Below are 18,959 nucleotides of genomic sequence, written 5' to 3' on the forward strand. Positions count from 1 at the left end.
CATGAAAGGCGCATCGCTTCGTCATCAGCCCCCACAAGCACCGAGCCGCAAGCCGGTGCCGCGGGGCGCCAGCCGAATGGTGGCTAAAGAGCCGATGTCGGCGCGCCTGCCAAAAGCCAACTTTGGTTTTATCAAGGCGCTGTTCTGGCCGGTATTGCTGGTGGTATTGGGCTTTGGTACCTACGAAGGCGCGCAGCGGCTGTTGCCGTATGCCGACCGGCCAATCACCAAGATCAGCGTGCAGGGCGACTTGAGCTACATCAGCCAGCAGGCGGTACAGCAGCGCATCGGCCCGTACCTGGCGGCGAGCTTTTTCACCATCGACCTGGCCGGTATGCGCCGGGAGCTGGAACAGATGCCGTGGATCGCCCACGCCGAAGTCCGCCGTGTCTGGCCGGACCAGGTGACGATCCGCCTGGAAGAACAACTGCCCGTGGCCCGTTGGGGCGATGAAGCGCTGTTGAACAACCAGGGCCAGGCGTTCACCCCGCGTGAGCTGGCCAACTACGAGCACCTGCCGCAGCTGTTCGGGCCGCAGCGGGCGCAGCAGCAAGTGATGCAGCAGTACCAGGCCCTGAGCCAGATGCTGCGGCCACTGGGCTTCTCCATTGCACGCCTGGAATTGCGTGAGCGGGGCAGCTGGTTTTTGACGACCGGGGCAGGCAGTTCCGGCCCGGGCATCGAGTTGTTGCTGGGACGCGACCGCTTGGTGGAAAAGATGCGCCGCTTTATTGCCATCTATGAAAAAACCTTGAAAGAACAGATTACGAACATTGCGAGCGTCGACCTGCGTTACGCCAACGGCCTGGCCGTCGGCTGGCGTGCACCGGTTGCGCCCACGGCAGCACAACCCGCTGTCGCGAAGAATTAAGAAGAGGCAGGACCCATGGCAAACGTGCAAAGCGGCAAAATGATCGTCGGTCTCGATATCGGCACCTCCAAGGTGGTGGCGCTGGTGGGCGAGGTCGGGGAAGACGGCGCGATCGAAATCGTCGGTATTGGCACGCATCCGTCCCGGGGCCTGAAGAAGGGCGTGGTGGTGAACATCGAGTCCACCGTGCAATCGATCCAGCGCGCCATCGAAGAAGCGCAGCTGATGGCCGGTTGCCGGATCCACTCGGCGTTCGTCGGCGTGGCGGGCAACCATATCCGCAGCCTGAACTCCCACGGCATCGTGGCGATCCGCGACCGCGAAGTCAGCTCGGCCGACCTTGAGCGCGTCCTCGACGCCGCCCAGGCCGTGGCGATCCCGGCTGACCAGCGCGTGCTGCACACCCTGCCGCAGGATTACGTGATCGATAACCAGGAAGGCGTGCGCGAGCCCCTGGGCATGTCGGGCGTGCGCCTGGAAGCCAAGGTCCACGTGGTGACCTGTGCGGTCAACGCCGCGCAGAACATTGAAAAATGCGTGCGCCGCTGCGGCCTGGAAATCGACGACATCATTCTCGAGCAGCTGGCTTCGGCGTACTCGGTGCTGACCGACGACGAAAAAGAACTGGGCGTGTGCCTGGTGGACATCGGCGGCGGCACCACCGACATCGCGATCTTCACCGAAGGTGCGATCCGTCACACCGCCGTGATCCCGATTGCCGGCGACCAGGTCACCAACGACATCGCCATGGCGCTGCGCACACCGACCCAGTACGCCGAAGAAATCAAGATCCGCTACGCCTGCGCCCTGGCCAAGCTGGCCGGTGCCGGCGAGACCATCAAGGTGCCAAGTGTCGGCGACCGTCCTCCTCGTGAGCTGTCGCGCCAGGCCCTGGCCGAAGTGGTCGAGCCACGCTACGACGAGCTGTTCACCCTGATCCAGGCTGAACTGCGCCGCAGCGGCTACGAAGATTTGATCCCGGCCGGCATCGTGCTGACCGGTGGCACCTCGAAGATGGAAGGCGCGGTCGAACTGGCCGAGGAAATCTTCCACATGCCTGTCCGCCTGGGCGTGCCCCACGGTGTGAAAGGCCTGGGCGACGTCGTGCGCAACCCGATTTATTCCACCGGTGTGGGCTTGCTGTTGTACGGGCTGCAAAAGCAGACCGACGGCATTTCCCTGTCGGGCCCGAGTATCCGCGACAGCTACCGTAGCGACGACGAAGTGAAAGCACCGTTGTTCGAGCGGCTGCAGGCTTGGGTCAAAGGCAATTTCTAAAGATTTACCGCGACACCGCAGCACCCGTAGTAAGCAGTAGGCGAAAAAACTAGAGAAAATGAAAGGAGAGGGAACATGTTCGAACTCGTAGACAACATCCCCGCAAGCCCGGTTATCAAAGTAATCGGTGTTGGCGGTGGCGGCGGCAACGCTGTCAATCACATGGTCAAGAGCAACATTGAAGGCGTTGAATTCATCTGCGCCAACACTGATGCCCAGGCGCTGAAAAGCATCGGCGCGCGGACCATCCTGCAATTGGGCACAGCCGTGACCAAGGGCCTCGGCGCTGGTGCCAATCCGGAAGTCGGCCGTCAAGCCGCCCTGGAAGACCGCGAGCGTATTGCCGAAGTGCTGCAGGGCACCAACATGGTGTTCATCACTACCGGCATGGGCGGCGGTACCGGTACCGGTGCTGCACCGATCATTGCCGAAGTGGCCAAGGAAATGGGGATCCTGACGGTTGCCGTCGTGACCCGTCCGTTCCCGTTCGAAGGCCGCAAGCGCATGCAGATCGCCGACGAAGGTATCCGTCTGCTGTCTGAAAGCGTCGACTCGTTGATCACCATCCCCAACGAGAAACTGCTGACCATCCTGGGCAAGGACGCCAGCCTGCTGTCCGCGTTCGCCAAGGCTGACGATGTACTGGCCGGTGCCGTCCGCGGTATCTCCGACATCATCAAGCGCCCGGGCATGATCAACGTCGACTTTGCCGACGTACGTACGGTCATGAGCGAAATGGGCATGGCGATGATGGGCACTGGCTGCGCCAGCGGTCCGAACCGTGCACGCGAAGCCACCGAAGCGGCCATTCGCAACCCGTTGCTCGAAGACGTGAACCTGCAAGGCGCACGCGGCATCCTGGTGAACATCACTGCCGGCCCTGACCTGTCCCTGGGTGAGTACTCCGACGTGGGTAGCATCATCGAAGCCTTTGCTTCCGAGCACGCCATGGTCAAGGTCGGTACCGTTATCGATCCGGACATGCGCGATGAGCTGCACGTAACCGTGGTTGCTACCGGCCTGGGTGCAAAAATCGAGAAGCCTGTGAAGGTCATCGACAACACCCTGCATAACAGCCAAGCCAGCCAGGCAGCTGCCGCTCCAGCCCCTGCTCGCCAGGAACTGCCGTCGGTCAACTACCGTGACCTGGACCGTCCGACCGTGATGCGCAACCAGGCCCAGGCCGGTGCTGCTGCGTCCCGTAGCCCGAATCCGCAAGATGACCTGGACTACCTGGACATCCCGGCATTCTTGCGTCGTCAGGCCGATTAATGGAATGTATCAGGGCTATGAAGGTGATTGGTGTTCAGCAAAGGTCTGGTCTGCTATTATCGCCAGCCTTTGTTGATACCAGTTCGCAATTTGCGCTGAAGCGGTCCAAGCCATGATTAAACAACGCACCCTGAAGAATATTATTCGTGCCACAGGTGTAGGTCTGCACTCCGGGGAAAAGGTCTACCTGACCCTCAAGCCTGCACCTGTCGACACCGGCATCGTGTTTGTGCGTGCCGACCTGGACCCTGTGGTGCAGATACCTGCTCGCGCGGAAAACGTTGGCGAAACCACTATGTCGACCACGTTGGTCAATGGTGACGTCAAAGTGGACACGGTGGAGCACTTGCTCTCGGCCATGGCCGGTTTGGGCATCGATAACGCCTACGTCGAGCTCTCCGCGTCCGAAGTCCCGATCATGGATGGCAGCGCTGGACCCTTCGTATTCCTGATTCAATCTGCCGGCCTGGAAGAACAGGACGCAGCCAAGAAGTTCATACGCATTCTGCGGGAAGTGACAGTAGAAGACGGCGACAAGCGCGCCACCTTCGTCCCGTTCGAAGGCTTTAAAGTGAGCTTTGAGATCGATTTCGATCACCCGGTATTCCGTGACCGCACCCAAAGTGCAAGCGTGGATTTTTCCAGCACTTCGTTCGTAAAAGAAGTCAGCCGCGCCCGTACCTTCGGTTTCATGAGTGACATCGAGTACCTGCGCAAGCACAACCTCGCACTCGGCGGCAGCGTTGAAAACGCCATTGTGGTCGACGCGGATGGTGTACTGAACGAAGACGGCCTTCGCTATGAAGACGAATTCGTGAAGCACAAGATCCTCGATGCAATCGGTGACCTCTACCTGCTGGGCAATAGCCTGATAGGCGAGTTCAAAGGCTTCAAGTCGGGCCACGCCCTTAACAACCAGCTGCTGCGCAAGTTGATTGAGCAGACAGACGCTTGGGAAGTCGTGACCTTCGAAGATGCCAGCACCGCACCGATCTCTTACATGCGTCCCGTTGCGGCGGTGTAAGTAACAACTCTCTTTCTTTAGTTTTAAAGGCTGCCTTCGGGTGGCCTTTTTTTATGCCTGACTGTAGGAGCAAGCTTGCTCGCGAAGGTCGTCAAAGGTAACGCGGGCATCCTGATTGAACGCAGTGCCCATGAGTTTTTCGCGAGCAAGCTCGCCCCTACACGGGCAGGGTCGCGGCATCGACAATCCGATTGCGTCCACTGTGCTTTGCCTCATACAACGCCTGGTCGGCCTTTAGCAGCAAGTCCTCAAGGGTATTGCGGCTGTGTTTGTGCCAGGTACTCAAGCCGATGCTCACGGTAACCGGCTGTCTACCCCCAGCCACCCGTGGCAAACGCTCGACGCTGATGCGGATGCGCTCGGCGATCACCCAGGCGCCCTTGGCGTCGGTATGGGGCAGCACCACGGCAAACTCTTCACCGCCATAGCGTGCTGACAGGTCGGCCGGACGGCGGATATTGCTGTCGATCACCTGCGCGACCGCGCGCAACGCATCATCGCCACCCTGGTGACCGTGGCGGTCGTTGAAGGCCTTGAAGTGGTCCACATCGATCATCAGCATGGTCAAGGGCTCGGTCGAGCGCTGTGCCCGGTCCCATTCCAGGCGCAGGCGCTCGTCCAGGGTGCGACGGTTGGCCAAGCCGGTGAGGGCATCGGTGGCTGCCAGTTCTGACAGCACCTGTTCAGCGCGATGACGACGGCGCAGCTCCATGCACAGCGCCCAGGTCAGCCACAACAGGCCTACGCACAGCACGCCTGTGGCGATGCTCACCAGCCACGCCGCACGCCGCCATGGCGCAAATATCTCGTTGCTGGACAGGGCCACCGCTACAATCAGCGGCAGGTTGCCCACACTGGAGAAACTGTAGAGCCGCGCCTGGTGATCGACACTTGAGGTACTCTGGAAGCTGCCATCGCGCTCGCGCAGCATGCGTGCCACATTGGGACGCTGGCTGAGATCCTTGTCGATCATCCCTGCTTCCAGCAAAGGTTCTTGGGCCAACAGGATGCCTTGGTGGTTGAGCAGGTTAATGGTGCTGTTGCTGCCGATGTTCAGGCTGCTGAACAACTGGTGGAAGTACGACAGGCGCATGGAGGCGGCGGCGACGCCCAGGAAGCGCCCGTCCGGCGACGAAACGCGGCGGCTGAACGCGATGCGCCATGGGTCATCGCACGCACAACGGGCCATGAATGGACGGCTGATATACAGCCCGGCGTCCGGATTCTCGCGGTGCACCTGAAAATAGTCCCGATCAGAGAAGTTACCCAGCTTGGGTGTAAGCAGGGACGAATCGGCAATCACCTCGCCGTTCGGGTCCAGCAGCAGGATATCGCCTTTGTACGGCGCCGCCGCCGAGCGGTCGAACAGCACCAGATGACGGATGCTCGCTGAAACGTCTTGCAGGTCAGTGCGCTCGGCTGCCGCAATCAGGCCTTTGAGGGCCATGTCGTAGAGCTCCACGTTGCGCAGCACGTCGGCATCGATCAATTGAGTGATGGTATTGGCGGTGCGCTTGGCCGTCTGCAAGGTATTGGCCTGTTCCCGAATCAGCAGCGCGGTGACGATCCCCACGATCAGCAACACTGTCAGCGTGCTGCCCAGGATCAGCAAGCGCTCCGGGCGGCGGTCGGGACGGGTAAGGCTTGGGCTCATCGGACGCACTTCTGCTTTGGGGATTCCCATAGCTTAGTAGTAACTCTGGAATAGGTCGCAGAACCAAAATGCGGGAGCAAGCCCCCACATCAGAAACGCTGTTAGAAGACGTTGATGGGGTAGTCCACAATCACGCGGTACTCATCCACGTCCCGATCCACTGCCGAATAGCCATTGCTGCCGCGATTGGTCGCCCATTGCAGGCGCATCGACAGGTCCTTGGCCTTGCCGCCTTGCACTACATATTTCAAATCGATATCCCGTTCCCAGTGCTTGGCATCTTTGCCGTCGGCGCTGTACCAGCTGCTGTAGCCGCGGCTGTTGGGGTCGACCTTAGTCAGGTCGGTCTTGCCGCTGATGTAGGACACGGCAGACGTCAGGCCAGGCACACCGAGGCCGGCAAAGTCGTAGGCGTACTTGAGCTTCCATGAGCGCTCGTTGGGGCCGTTGAAGTCCGAGTACTGCTGGGAGTTGTCCAGGTAAATGCTGTCGCCCTGGGCGATGTAGTCGAACGGCGTATTGCCGTTGACCCGCTGGTAGGTGGCCGTGACGCTGTGGTTGCCCACGCCGACGGTGAAATGCAGGCTGTAGGTGTTGTTGTCGATATCCCCCAGCAACGATTGGCCGGTGTCTTGGGTGTGGTAGTAGTGCAGGCCTGGGGTCAGGCTGACCAGGTCGTTGAGAGCATAAGTGTATTCGAGGTCGTAGTAGTACTGGTGCCACACGTCCTTGAGTTCGGAGGCGTACAGGTTGCTGGTCAGCCCCGGGATACCGCTGAACGATACGCCGGCCCAGTCCAGGTGCTGGCTGTCGGCGTTGGCGGGCAAGGCGCCATAACTGGTGCCGATGCGCCGGTGGCCGCTCTGGTTGTAGAGCTTGGTAAAGCTGGCCTGGCCGCCCTCGATCAGCCAACCGTCGAAGCTGTGGTTGGCCAGGCTCACACCACGGAAGGTCTGCGGCAGCATGCGCGTCATGCCACCGGCGATCACCGGGTTGTTGAGGAACAGGTCGCCGGCTTTCAGTTCGGTATCGAAGGCACGCATTTTCAAGGTGCCGCCGGCGGTAGAGAACGATCCGGGTGCCTTGCCATTGCCACTGCCGTAGGGAAGGATGCTGGAGCCATCGGTGCCGCCACCACCGTCGAGCTTGAGGCCGAGCATCGCATTGAGGTCCAGGCCGAAGCCGACGGTGCCTTGGGTGTAGCCAGACTCGAAGGTGCCGATAAAACCCTGGCCCCATTCCTTGCTGTCATCGGTATGAATGTCGCGACGGTCGCGGTTCATGTAGTAGTTGCGCGTATTGATCGTGAGATGGGAGCCATCAACGAAACCGTCGGTGGGTGTGGTGTCTGCCGCCTGGGCGAGGGAAGTGATCGTTGTTGCAACTGCGAGGAATAACGGGGTGAACGTCAGCGAGTTCTTCACCGGTGGAGCTCCTTTGGTCAATCAAGAACGGCCAGTGTCGTGGGGGTGTGCCTGGCCTTTTTTTACGGCAAAAAAAAGCCGCTGAAGTCAGCGGCTTTAAGACAGATTCCCAGTGTAGAGCCCTGGAAAAAAGTCGAGGGAAATTCGGGGAAGCGGGTCAGCTGCCTTTGCCGTCGCGCTCATCGATGCGTCAAAGTAACGCAGGGGAGCGGTGCGATACAGAGTGTAACAAGATAATCACTATTGCCAAAACTACAACAGTGAGGCTCGAACGTGGGGCGTTCAGGCTTTTTCAAGCTGTCGATCGATTTATCTGGAGTTGAACGGCTTTCTTTGAGTAGTGCAGAAATGTCCGACAGCTCGTCTTAGTTGCATGGGTAAGACTCCTCTCGATTTCCTCCACACCATTGAAGTGCCAGATCACAGCTTCCTAGGATTGCGTCCGTCTCAGGCGTATTACAAGGATGCCCTCATGCCCCGTCAAAGCGACCTTCGTTACACCTTCCAACCGCTGCGGGGCGATCCCTTCGAAGTGGTCTCATTCACCCTCGAAGAAGGCCTGTCCCAGCCGTTCAAACTCGAACTGGAGCTGGTCAGTCACCACCCGGCCATCGACTTCTACCGCATGCTCGACCTCGCCGCCGTGTTCACCATCTGGCGCGACGACACCCCGGTGCGCTACGTGCATGGTTTGGTCAGCCTGTTCCAACAAGGCGACACCGGCTTTCGCCGCACCCGCTACACCGCCGTAGTCGAGCCGACCCTGGCGCGTTTCAACCTACGTTCCAACTGGCGCATCTTCCAGGCCCAGACCGTGCCCGACATCATCACCAGCATGCTGGCCGAGCAGAAACTGACCGACATCCGCAGCGAAATCTGCTTCGAGCACCAATCCCGCGAATACTGCGTGCAAGCCGGTGAAACCGACCTAGATTTCATCGCCCGCCTCGCCGCCGAAGAAGGCCTGCTCTACACGTTCGAACACCGCGCCGACGGCCACACCCTGGTTCTCACTGATCGCGTCGGCGGTCTGGGCACCATTGGCACGCACACCGATTGCCCGGTGATCTACCAGCCCATGGGTGGCGGCGACTCCAAGGAACCGGCGTTGACCCGCTTCCACTACACCGAACAAGTGCGCACCGCACGCCAGGTGCAGCGCGACTACACCTTCACCCACCCGCGCTACAACCAGCAGCACACCGCCACCGGCGACCAGGACCTGAACAACCAGCACAAGGACTACGAGCGCTACGACTATCCCGGGCGCTACAAACGCGATATCGCCGGCAAGCCTTTCACCAAGACCCGCCTGGCCGCCCTGCGCAATGACGCCAAGCTGGCCCATGTGGAAGGTGACGACGAACGCCTGCAACCTGGGTTGGCCTTCGACCTCAATGATCATCCCCGTGAGGACTTCAATGACCGCTGGCGCACCATCGCCATCAAGCACGAAGGCAAACAGCACACCAGCTTGCAGGAAGAATCGTTTGGTAGCGGCCTAGGTACGTCTTACTCGTTAAAGGCCAGCGCCATCCGCTGGACCTCGGACTGGAAGGCGCCGCTGCGTCCCAAACCCTGCATCGACGGCCCGCAGATCGCCACGGTGGTCGGCCCGCCAGGGGAAGAGATCTATTGCGATGAATGGGGCCGGGTCAAGGTGCAGTTCCCGTGGGATCGCGCGGACAAAAACAACGACCACAGCTCGTGCTGGATCCGCGTCACCCAAGGCTGGGCCGGGGCGACCTGGGGCTCGATGGCCATCCCGCGTGTGGGTCAGGAGTTAGTGATCAGCCACCTGGACGGAGATCCTGACCAGCCGATCGCCACTGGGGCCGCCTACAGGCAGACCAACCTGCCGCCCTACAAGCTGCCCAAACACAAGACGCGAATGACCATCAAGAGCCGCACCCATAAGGGCGAAGGTTTCAATGAGCTGCGTTTTGAGGATGAGCTGGGCCAGGAGGAGGTGTTTATCCATGCCCAGAAAGATCAGAACACGGTGGTGAAGAACAACCAGACCCAATCGATTGGCGCGGACCGAAGCAGCCAGGTCGGCCAGGACGAAACCATCACCGTCGGCCGCACCCGCATGCGGGTGGTGAAGGCCAATGACACGCTGAAAGTAGGCGGCAGCAAAAGTGATTCGGTCGCCGACGAATATACCGTCGAAGTGGGTAACGCGTTACGTCTGAAATGCGGCAAGACCGTGATCGAGCTGCATGCCAACGGCACGCTGAATATCACCTGCGAGAACTTCAATATCACCGGCTTGCAGTCCGGCCAGATCAACACCCCCGACGGCATGTTGGATCTCAACGTGGAAGGTGGCACTGCTGCCGTTTCCGCTGACGGGCGAGATGCCCGCGCGCTCCAAGACGAAGCCAATAGCCATTTTCAGCACGACTGAGACCGTTGATGACTGACCTGTACTTCCCAAAATAAGGAACACCTGAATGGCCAGATACCTGACTCAGGATCTCAACGTCGACCTCGGCGATGAGATGCCCGAAGACACAACACTGAACATGCTCCAGTTTCGCGAGCGGCAAACCACCTTGGTCATCGCTCGTAGCGCGCTACCAGAACACCAGAGCCTCGATGACGCCTACACGTTTCAACTGGACTTGCTGCACAAACGGCTCACCGCGTTGACCTGCACTGACCCCGTGACCGTTTTTATTGGGAAAGACAAGCACGTCGAAGGTCGTGAAGCAGCACTCCAGTTCACGCACGGAAATCAGCCTATGTACCAGCTTCAGTTGGCCTGCCAACTGCCTGGGCAACAACGCCTGCTGGTCCTGAACTACAGCAAACACAGCGCGCTTACCGAAGCCGATATCAGCCATTGGCGGGCGATCAAAGACAGCCTGCATTTTACCTGATCAGTTCACTCCCCCATTTGCATACACGCTAGTTCAGCAAGGAGCACACACCAATGGCGCAGAACGTCCATGCCGCCAGGGAAGGAGACGCGATCCTTCACCCCCCCCTGGCTGCCGAGCTGATGAGTGCATTGGCAGAAGCGGTTGTCTACGCCGCCGCGACCGCTCTCGTTGCGGCGGCTATCGCCGGCACCGTTGTCGCGGTGGTGGGTACGGGCGGTGCGGCGGCAGTGCTGGTTCCTGTGATTGCTGGAGCACTGGTAGGCGGTGCCAGCATGATTCCCATAGGCGATAAGAGCATTGGTGAAGCCATCACCGACGGGTGTGACTCTCTCGCCAACAGCGTGTTCCCGGCAGAGCCATTCGGCAAGATTGAAAGCGGCTCGCAAGATACCAACATCAACGGAAAGCCCGCAGCTCGGGCCGCAGGGCGCAGCTCCGGAGGTGGTGGCGCGGAAGCTGCCGAAGAGGAGTCAGAACCGTCATTTCTGGACAATGTAGGCGCAATGGCGATGTCCGCCGCGCCTATGCTCTTACCTGTGCTCGGGCTGGGCATGGCGATCTACGACATCTTCAATCCTCCTGTCACAACTCCAGCAGCCCCAGGAACGGAGCCGGCAGAACAGGATAAGGTCACTTGCGAACGCCATCCTCCCATGCCCGATACCTACATCGCGCAAGGGTCCAGCAAGGTGTTCATCAACGGGCAGCCTGCCGCCCGAGCCGGCGATAAAACCACGTGCGATGCCACCATCGACAGCGACGCCAATGTGTCTCCCAACGTTCGCATTGGTGGTGAACCGCTGACCGTACGCGATATCCGCAATGGCAAAAGCAAGATTGCGCAATTTACCGGCATGGTGGCCGGTATGTTGATCTCGCGCAAAATCAAGCTCAGGCCGCGACCGAAGGGCAGCCCCAAACCGCAGCCGCGCATCCGTCCGTGCAAAGGCAGCCCGGTGATTGTTTCAACCGGAAGCAAGGTGCTGGGTGGGCCGGAGGATCACGACTTCACCTTACCGGGCCTGCTCCCCATCGAATGGGCCAGGGGTTACAACAGCAACGACCTGCGCCGAGACGGCCTGTTCGGAATGGGTTGGAGTGTTCCCTACGAGGTGGAAATCCTGCGCGTTCCTCATCCCGAGGGCGGCGAGTTGTGGATCTATGTCGACGAAGAAGGCATCCGCCTGGAGCTGGGCCGCTTGAAAGCGGGCGATGCCTTTGTCAGCGTGCTCGACGGGTTGGCGTTCTTTCAACTGGAGGATGGACAGACCGTGGTCGAGGACATCTACACCGGCCTCTACCAAGTCTTCCAGACCGACCCGCACAACCCGAAACGTTCACGCCTTATCAAGCTGGGTGATCGCAACCTGAATACGCTGGGGCTTCTCTACGATCAGACAGGGCGACTGCACTACGTGTGCGACGGGGTGAGCCGAACCACCGTCCGACTGAGCTATGACACGCAACACCCGAAGCGGGTCAGCCAAGTGGAACGACTCTATATCAAGCTTGGCGATGACCCGCAGATCGAACACACCGAAATGCTCGCCAGCTATCGCTACACCCATACCGGCCAGTTACAGGAAGTGCTCGTTACCACAGGCCAAGTCCTGCGTCGCTTCACTTACACGGCGCAAGGCTACCTCGATAGCCACACCCTGCCCAGCGGTGCGACTCGGCAGTATCAATGGCAATGTTTCGAAGTTCCCGCGCAACGTCCTCAATCAGTGCGCTTAGATGGCAGCCTCTGCAACTTCCCTCCGCTGCTGGAGCCTCAGCCTGACCATGAGTGGCGCGTCATCCGCCATTGGGGCAGCGATGGCGAGGACTATCGCTTCGAGTACGACCTGGAAAAAGGCCAGACCCGAGTCACCGACAGCCTCGGTCGCCAAGACCATTACTACTGGGGGCCCTTCTATGAGATCTACAAACACATCGACCCCATGGGCCATTGTTGGCAGGAAGACGTACTCAGCGGGCAACTGCTCAAGAGCATCGACCCGCAAGGCGGCGAATGGCAATACGGCTACGACGAACTCGGCCGCCTGATCGAAACCCGCGACCCACTGGGCCGCTGCGAAAGGATCCGCTACACCCGCCACTGGGCCTTGCCACTGAGCATCACCGATGGCGCCGGGCGCACCCAACGCTTCGGCTACGACGGCCAGGGAAATCTGCTGTGGGAGCAAGATCCCCTCGGTCGAAAAACCCAGTACCGTTACGACAGCCAAGGACAGGTCCAATGCATCACCGATCCGCTGGACAAGCACAAATACCTGCGCTGGAACGCCCACGGGCAATTGCTCAACTACCGCGACTGCTCCAACAATGAGACCCACTACCGCTATGATCGGCGTGGTCTGCTTAGCGAAACCATCAATGCGCGTGGCGAGCACACCCTCTATCGGTATGACGTCCGCGGCTACCTGATCGAAAGCCAGCGTCCCGACGGACGCATCGACCGCTATGATATCGACGCCGCCGGTCAGCTCGTCGCCTACATCGACCCGGCCCAGCGTATCACCCGCCTGCGTTATGACCGCAGTGGTCGTCTGATCAAGCGTGTTGACGCCCTCGGCCACAGCGTCGAGTTTGGCTACGACGCCTATGACCGCCTGCTGCACCTGAGCAATGAAAACAACGATCGCTACCGCTTCGAGTGGGACGTGTTGGATCGCCTGCTGGCCCAGCAGGACCTGGACGGCAGCGGGCGCATCTACCAGTACGACCCGTTGGGTGATGTCACCGGTATCCGTCATATCCCCGCGCCAAATGCCGAGCCCGATCTGGACGGCAAGGACAGCGCCGAACCCAAAACGCTGATGGAGCACCATTTCGAGCGTGATGCCCTGGGACGGTTGACCCGCAAACGTACCGACGATGGCGTCACCGAGTATGCCTACGACAACGCCGATAACCTGCTGGCGATCAGTTTCACCGACAACCAGGGTGACCAGCAGCGGCTCGACTATACCTACGATGCTCTCGGTCAAATGCTCAGCGAGACCAACAGCGCCGGCCTACTGCAATACCAGTATGACGAGCTGGGCAACCTAGAAACCCTGACTCTGCCCGATCAGCGTCAGCTCAACCACCTGTACTACGGCAGCGGCCACCTGCATCAAATCAACCTGGGCGGCCGGCTGATCAGCGATTTTGAGCGCGATGCACTGCACGACGAAGTGCTGCGCACCCAGGGCGCCCTGCACACCCGTACCCGTTACGACCGTAATGGCCGCCTCAGCCAGAAAGCCCTGCACTACCAGCAGGTCGCCCGCGAAGTGTTGCCGCTGTTGCAGAAAGACTACCAGTACGACGCCAGCGACAATCTCGTGGCCGAAATACTGACGCAGACCCAGCGTCCAGGCATTAATCGCCCGACCACGGCGGCCAATGACGACAGCCTGATCGGGCGTTTTCACAACCAGACTTCTACCGGCAAGTCCTATCAAGGCAGCGCCCAATACGGCTACAACCCTGCCGAGCAGATCCAGAGTGTGCACCGCAGCAGCCCCATGGCGCAGGGCCAACATATCGAGAGCCTCAACTACGACGCGGCCGGCAACCTATTCGACGGCTACCGGGTCAACGGCCTGATCAAACACAACCGGGTGCATGTGTATCAAGACAAACGTTATCGCTATGACCGCTTTGGGCGGTTGAGTGAAAAGCGCACCGGCAGCAGCCGCATTCAACGCTTCGAATACGACGCCGAACACCGACTGATCGGCGTGCATCAACAGAACGGCGCCCTGCGCCAACGGGTGGTATTCGGCTACGACCCGCTGGGGCGGCGTATCAGCAAGCAGGTGTACAACGACGACGCCAGCGAACCGAGCAACCGCACGCTGTTCCACTGGCAAGGGTTACGACTTCTGGAAGAGGTGCAGGACGGCCGGCCCAGCCTGTACGTGTATGCCGATCCGGACAGCTATGAACCGCTGGCACGGGTCGACGGCAAACCGGGCAGCGAGGCGATCTTCTACTTCCACACCAACCTGGCCGGGTTGCCGGAACAGCTCACCGACACCGACGGCCACACGGTGTGGCACAGCGAGTACCAGGCCTGGGGCAGGACGCGGGAGGAGTGGCATGATCATCAGCCGGGGCGTGAGCAGAACCTGCGTTTTCAAGGCCAGTACCTTGACCGCGAAATCGGGCTGCACTACAACACCTTCAGGTTTTTTGATCCGGATGTGGGACGGTTTACCCAGCCGGATCCGATTGGGTTGGCGGGCGGGATCAACCTGTATCAGTATTCGCCAAACCCGATTGGGTGGGTTGACCCGTGGGGATGGTCTGGATGCAGCCTCCAAGAGTACGAAGTTGGAAAATTTGATGATTTGCAACGTAAATCACGAATCGGAGACAAATTGGATGTCCACCATGCAGTTCAAAAGCACCCTGCTGGCCAGATAATTAATGGATACGACCCCAAAACAGGCCCTTCGATTGCACTTCCCCGAAAGGAACACAAAAAAATCCCAACAGTCAAAGGGCAGTACACAGGAACGGCTCGCGACCTTCTCGCCAAAGATATTCGCGACCTTCGAAGATATACCAACACTCCATCTTCAGCGATAAAAAAACTAATCAACCTTAACAAAGAAATGTTCCCAAAAGCATTTGAAAGGACAACCACAAAATGAACACCAATGAATTTATTGAAGCAATAAAAATTGTCGTTCGTGACGCAGCAATTGAGGACTCGATATCGCTCCTCGAGTCCCCTCCCGGGAGAAACCCAGACAAAACAACTCTTGATTTAACAGATTTCTACAATCGCCAAGCAAATGATGACAAAGAAATGATCAGCAAAATTATTGAATCAGCTGTTGACGAGGCGATATTTGGACTCCTCTGCGTTCTTGATGGTGTCAGAGCAATAGAAAATGAGGACAATAAAGGCACGCTAGATTTGTATTTTACAAAGTCGACATCCGTACATTTAAACAAAGATCGGAATCTTCACGATATATACAACTAAACATAACGCATGCGAAATGGTCTGGGTGGACTATATGCCCGCCCATTATAACCACCATGACTCGCTGGCCTAGATCGCTGGTATACCGCCCCCCCTGTCTCCTCATCGCCCGAAAGTTCAGACTGAAGAGCTGCAAGGCAGGCAACCCGGCGGCTGTATTCACCGACAGCACGCTCCAAGATGACCCGGACGACCGGGGCCTCATCCTTTATTGATTCGGGCACGACCTGGAAAAAGACGAAACCCACGTCACCGACAGCCTCGGTCGCTAGGACCATTACTATTGGGGGCCCTTCTATGAGATCTACAAACACATCGACCCCATGGGCCATTGTTGGCAGGAAGACGTACTCAGCGGCCAACTGCTCAAGAGCATCGACCCGCAAGGCGGCGAATGGCAATACGGCTACGACGAACTCGGCCGCCTGATCGAAACCCGCGACCCACTGGGCCGCTGCGAACGGATCCGCTACACCCGCCACTGGGCGATACCGATGGCGCCGGGCGCACCCAACGCTTCGGTTATGACAGCCAGGGCAATCTGCTGTGGGAGCAAGATCCTCTCGGTCGAAAGACCCAGTACCGATGTGACAGCCAAGGCCAAGTCCAATGCATCATCGACCCGCTGGACAAGCATAAATACCTGCGCTGGAACGCATATGGCCAACTGCTCAGCTACCGTGACTGCTCCAACAACGAGACCCACTACCGCTATGATCGGCGCGGCCAACTCACCGAAGCCATCAACGCCCGTGGCGAGCACACTCATTACCGCTACGACGCCCGTGGCTACCTGATCGAAAGCCAGCGCCCCGATGGGCGCATCGACCGCTACGACATCGACGCCGCCGGCCAACTGACCGCCTACACCGACCCGGCCCAGCGTATCACCCGCCTGCGTTATGACCGCAGTGGACGGCTGATCCAGCGCGTCGATACCCTTGGCCGTAGCATCGAGTTCGGCTACGACGCCTACGACCGCTTGCTGCACCTGAGCAATGAAAACCGCGAACACTACCGCTTCGAGTGGGACGTGCTGGACCGCCTGCTGGCCCAGCAAGATCTGGACAGCAAGGACAGCGCCGACCCACACACGCCACTGCAACATCATTTCGAGCGCGACGCCCTCGGACGGCTGATCCGCAAACGCACCGACGATGGGGTCACCGAGTATGCCTACGATAACGCCGACAACCTGCTGGCGATCAACTTCACCGACATACGAGGTGAGACCAGCAGCTGCTCGACTATATCAACCACCTGTACTATGGCAGCGGCCACCTGCATCAGCTCAACCTCAATGGCCGGGTGATCAGTGACTGCGACCAACTGCATGCGAAAATGCTGCGCACTCAAGGCGCCCCGCACCGCACTTGCTACGACCACTGAGTACCCGGAAGTATTGCCATCGCTGGATAAGCGCTACCAGTTCGTTGCCAGCGACAGCCTGATTATCGCGCGCCACGCCCAGACCCAGCACTTTGGCGGCATCGATCCAGGGCTCAGCGAAGGTCGAAAGTCACTTAGACAGGCAGGGTAATGCCAAAGGTGTTGCCGCCGTGCTCGCTGCGCACAAACACATCCCCACCATGCATCAACGCAATCGCCTTGACGATGGCCAGCCCCAGCCCGTGGTTCGCCCCGCTGTTGCTACGCGACGCATCTACCCGATAGAAACGTTCGAACAGCCGTGGCAAGTGCTCGCGGGCAATCGCCTCGCCGGGGTTGGTCACGCCGATTACCACTTGTTGCTCCCGCACCTCGATGTGTACGTCGATCACCTGCCCCGGCGCGGTGTGCTGCACCGCATTGCTCAGCAGGTTGATCAGCGCTCGGCGCAGGTGGGCCTTTTCGATCTGCACCCGAGCGTCGCCGTGCACACGCACCTGCACCTGGGCATCTTCGAGGATGAAATCCAGGTAGTCGAGGGTGGTGGCCACTTCATCGGCCAGGGCGCTTTCGATCAACTTGGTGGCCTTACTGCCCTGGTCGGCGCTGGCGAGGAATAGCATGTCGTTGATGATCGAGCGTAGCCGTTCCAGCTCTTCGAGGTTTGATTGCAGCACCTCGAAATATTGCTCTGCTGAACGACCACGGGTGAGGGCCACTTGGGTCTGGCCGATCAGGTTGGTCAGCGGTGAGCGCAGTTCGTGGGCCACGTCGGCGTTGAAGGATTCCAGGCGCGAGTAGGCCTGTTCGACGCGGTCGAGGGTGGCGTTGAACGAATTGACGAACTGGCTCAGTTCCGGCGGCAGCGGTGACAGGTGCAAGCGCCCGGAAAGTTTGGGGGGCGCAAGTTTCTGCGCCTCATCCGAGAGTTTGCCCAGGGGCTTGAGGCCGATGCGTGCGACCCAGAACCCCAGCAGCGCCGCCAGCACCACACCGACCAGTGCCAGGCTGACCAGCGCTACCAGCAAGTGGTGCTGGGTGGCGCGGAAGTTTTCGGTGTCGATGGCGATCATGAAGCGCAGCGCCGGACGTTGGTCCTTGGCCGCAAACTGACTGACCAGCACCTTGAACGGATAATCGTGGCCGGGCAGGCGCAGGTCGCGCTTGCCTGTCGGACCCTGTGCAAAGGCGCGGATTTGCGCATCGGGCTCGCCGTATTCATAGCTTGGGTCGCTGCTGACCACCCAGAAACGGATACGCTTGTCTTCTTCGCCCAGCAACTTGAGCTTGGCCTTGATCTTGACCCAATGTTCCGGTGTGCCGAAACGATTGACCGACGATTCCAGCACGCTGTAGCGCGCATCCAGCTCGGCCCCCGGCAATAAGCCCAGGCCGCGATCCACCTGCTGATACAGCGCGCCGCCGATCAGCACGAAGATCAGCAACGCCACCAAGGTGAACATGCTGCTCAGGCGCAGGGCAATGGAATTAGCCGACACTACGGTTCTCCAGCACATAACCCATGCCGCGAATGGTGTGCAGCAACTTGTGTTCGAACGGCCCGTCGAGTTTGGCGCGCAGGCGTTTGATCGCAACCTCCACGACGTTGGCGTCGCTGTCGAAATTGATATCCCAGACCATCTCGGCAATGGCGGTCTTGGACAGGATTTCACCCTGGCGCCGCGCCAATACGCTGAGCAGCGAGAACTCCTTGGCGGTCAGGTCCAGGCGTTGGCCGTTGCGGCTGGCCTTGCGGCTGATCAGGTCGATCCATAAGTCGGCGACCGTAACCTGCACCGGTTCGTGACCACCGCTGCGGCGGGTCAGGGCTTGCAGGCGCGCTACCAGTTCCAGAAACGAAAACGGTTTGCCCAGGTAATCGTCGGCGCCTTCGCGCAGGCCGCGGATGCGGTCTTCCACGCGCTCGCGGGCGGTGAGCATGATCACCGGCGTCTGCTTGCGGGCGCGCAACGCACGCAACACACCAAAGCCGTCCAGGCCGGGCAGCATCACATCGAGCACGATCACCGCGTAATCGTTTTCCAGCGCCAGGTGCAGACCCTCGACGCCTTCACGCGCCACGTCGACGGTGTAGCCTTGCTCCGTAAGGCCGCGGTGCAGGTAGTCCGCGGTTTTCTCTTCATCTTCAATAATCAGGACGCGCATGACCGC

13 protein-coding genes are annotated in these 18,959 nt (G+C 59.7%); 9 read left to right on the top strand and 4 right to left on the bottom strand.

Going from position 1 to position 18,959, the window contains the following annotated elements:
* Position 1 precedes the first annotated feature (1 nt).
* The 4 genes from KVH01_RS00725 (at position 2) to lpxC (ending at position 4,445) form a co-directional block, all read left to right on the top strand.
* Complete coding sequence (locus tag KVH01_RS00725; RefSeq protein ID WP_043050550.1) at positions 2-871, top strand: cell division protein FtsQ/DivIB; 870 nt, start codon at positions 2-4, stop codon at positions 869-871.
* A gap of 15 nt (positions 872-886) precedes the next feature.
* A complete protein-coding gene (gene ftsA / locus KVH01_RS00730; RefSeq protein ID WP_043050551.1) occupies positions 887-2,149 on the top strand; it encodes a cell division protein FtsA in 1,263 nt (420 codons plus the stop codon).
* Positions 2,150-2,224: 75 nt separating this feature from the next.
* Entirely contained in the window at positions 2,225-3,421 is a 1,197-nt protein-coding gene (gene ftsZ / locus KVH01_RS00735; protein WP_043050552.1) for a cell division protein FtsZ, read from the top strand.
* Positions 3,422-3,533: 112 nt separating this feature from the next.
* On the top strand, positions 3,534-4,445 hold the full coding sequence (gene lpxC / locus KVH01_RS00740) for a UDP-3-O-acyl-N-acetylglucosamine deacetylase (protein WP_003171886.1): 912 nt from the start codon (positions 3,534-3,536) through the stop codon (positions 4,443-4,445).
* Between the two features lie 157 nt (positions 4,446-4,602).
* Here lpxC and KVH01_RS00745 read toward each other — a convergent pair whose 3' ends face one another.
* Complete coding sequence (locus tag KVH01_RS00745; RefSeq protein WP_217880115.1) at positions 4,603-6,099, bottom strand: diguanylate cyclase; 1,497 nt, start codon at positions 6,097-6,099, stop codon at positions 4,603-4,605.
* A gap of 101 nt (positions 6,100-6,200) precedes the next feature.
* A complete protein-coding gene (locus tag KVH01_RS00750) occupies positions 6,201-7,523 on the bottom strand; it encodes an OprD family porin (protein WP_217880116.1) in 1,323 nt (440 codons plus the stop codon).
* Positions 7,524-7,995: 472 nt separating this feature from the next.
* Here KVH01_RS00750 and KVH01_RS00755 point away from each other — a divergent pair, with 472 nt between their 5' ends.
* The 5 genes from KVH01_RS00755 to KVH01_RS29655 all read left to right on the top strand — a co-directional run bounded on the left by KVH01_RS00755 (position 7,996) and on the right by KVH01_RS29655 (position 16,710).
* Complete coding sequence (locus KVH01_RS00755) at positions 7,996-9,933, top strand: type VI secretion system Vgr family protein (protein WP_217880117.1); 1,938 nt, start codon at positions 7,996-7,998, stop codon at positions 9,931-9,933.
* Positions 9,934-9,979: 46 nt separating this feature from the next.
* Entirely contained in the window at positions 9,980-10,408 is a 429-nt protein-coding gene (locus KVH01_RS00760) for a DcrB-related protein (RefSeq protein ID WP_217880118.1), read from the top strand.
* 53 nt (positions 10,409-10,461) lie between these two features.
* On the top strand, positions 10,462-15,060 hold the full coding sequence (locus KVH01_RS00765) for an RHS repeat-associated core domain-containing protein (RefSeq protein WP_217880119.1): 4,599 nt from the start codon (positions 10,462-10,464) through the stop codon (positions 15,058-15,060).
* Positions 15,057-15,398 carry a hypothetical protein gene (locus KVH01_RS00770; RefSeq protein WP_217880120.1) on the top strand — a complete coding sequence of 114 codons (342 nt, stop codon included), beginning with the start codon at positions 15,057-15,059 and terminating at the stop codon, positions 15,396-15,398. Before KVH01_RS00765 ends, KVH01_RS00770 begins: the two co-directional genes overlap by 4 nt.
* Before the next feature lie 394 nt (positions 15,399-15,792).
* Positions 15,793-16,710 carry an RHS repeat domain-containing protein gene (locus KVH01_RS29655; RefSeq protein ID WP_225923933.1) on the top strand — a complete coding sequence of 306 codons (918 nt, stop codon included), beginning with the start codon at positions 15,793-15,795 and terminating at the stop codon, positions 16,708-16,710.
* Positions 16,711-16,921: 211 nt separating this feature from the next.
* On the opposite strand, the gene KVH01_RS00780 is transcribed toward KVH01_RS29655, so the two are convergent.
* Together KVH01_RS00780 and KVH01_RS00785 are read right to left on the bottom strand one after the other, a co-directional pair.
* The gene (locus tag KVH01_RS00780) at positions 16,922-18,286 is read right to left on the bottom strand and encodes a heavy metal sensor histidine kinase (RefSeq protein ID WP_217880121.1); all 1,365 of its coding nucleotides are present in this window, start codon (positions 18,284-18,286) and stop codon (positions 16,922-16,924) included.
* Positions 18,276-18,953, bottom strand: a complete 678-nt coding sequence (locus tag KVH01_RS00785; RefSeq protein ID WP_046070973.1) for a heavy metal response regulator transcription factor — start codon at positions 18,951-18,953, stop codon at positions 18,276-18,278. The genes KVH01_RS00780 and KVH01_RS00785 overlap by 11 nt, the downstream gene beginning before the upstream one ends.
* Positions 18,954-18,959: the final 6 nt, after the last annotated feature.

It is taken from the genome of Pseudomonas khavaziana, assembly GCF_019145205.1.
GTDB classification, from domain to species: domain Bacteria; phylum Pseudomonadota; class Gammaproteobacteria; order Pseudomonadales; family Pseudomonadaceae; genus Aquipseudomonas; species Aquipseudomonas khavaziana.

Coding starts and splice junctions, on each gene's coding strand:
- KVH01_RS00725 (WP_043050550.1), top strand. CDS start 2: ATGAAAGGCGCATCGCTTCGTCATCAGCCCCCACAAGCACCGAGCCGC.
- ftsA (WP_043050551.1), top strand. CDS start 887: ATGGCAAACGTGCAAAGCGGCAAAATGATCGTCGGTCTCGATATCGGC.
- ftsZ (WP_043050552.1), top strand. CDS start 2,225: ATGTTCGAACTCGTAGACAACATCCCCGCAAGCCCGGTTATCAAAGTA.
- lpxC (WP_003171886.1), top strand. CDS start 3,534: ATGATTAAACAACGCACCCTGAAGAATATTATTCGTGCCACAGGTGTA.
- KVH01_RS00745 (WP_217880115.1), bottom strand. CDS start 6,099: ATGAGCCCAAGCCTTACCCGTCCCGACCGCCGCCCGGAGCGCTTGCTG.
- KVH01_RS00755 (WP_217880117.1), top strand. CDS start 7,996: ATGCCCCGTCAAAGCGACCTTCGTTACACCTTCCAACCGCTGCGGGGC.
- KVH01_RS00760 (WP_217880118.1), top strand. CDS start 9,980: ATGGCCAGATACCTGACTCAGGATCTCAACGTCGACCTCGGCGATGAG.
- KVH01_RS00765 (WP_217880119.1), top strand. CDS start 10,462: ATGGCGCAGAACGTCCATGCCGCCAGGGAAGGAGACGCGATCCTTCAC.
- KVH01_RS00770 (WP_217880120.1), top strand. CDS start 15,057: ATGAACACCAATGAATTTATTGAAGCAATAAAAATTGTCGTTCGTGAC.
- KVH01_RS29655 (WP_225923933.1), top strand. CDS start 15,793: ATGGCAATACGGCTACGACGAACTCGGCCGCCTGATCGAAACCCGCGA.
- KVH01_RS00785 (WP_046070973.1), bottom strand. CDS start 18,953: ATGCGCGTCCTGATTATTGAAGATGAAGAGAAAACCGCGGACTACCTG.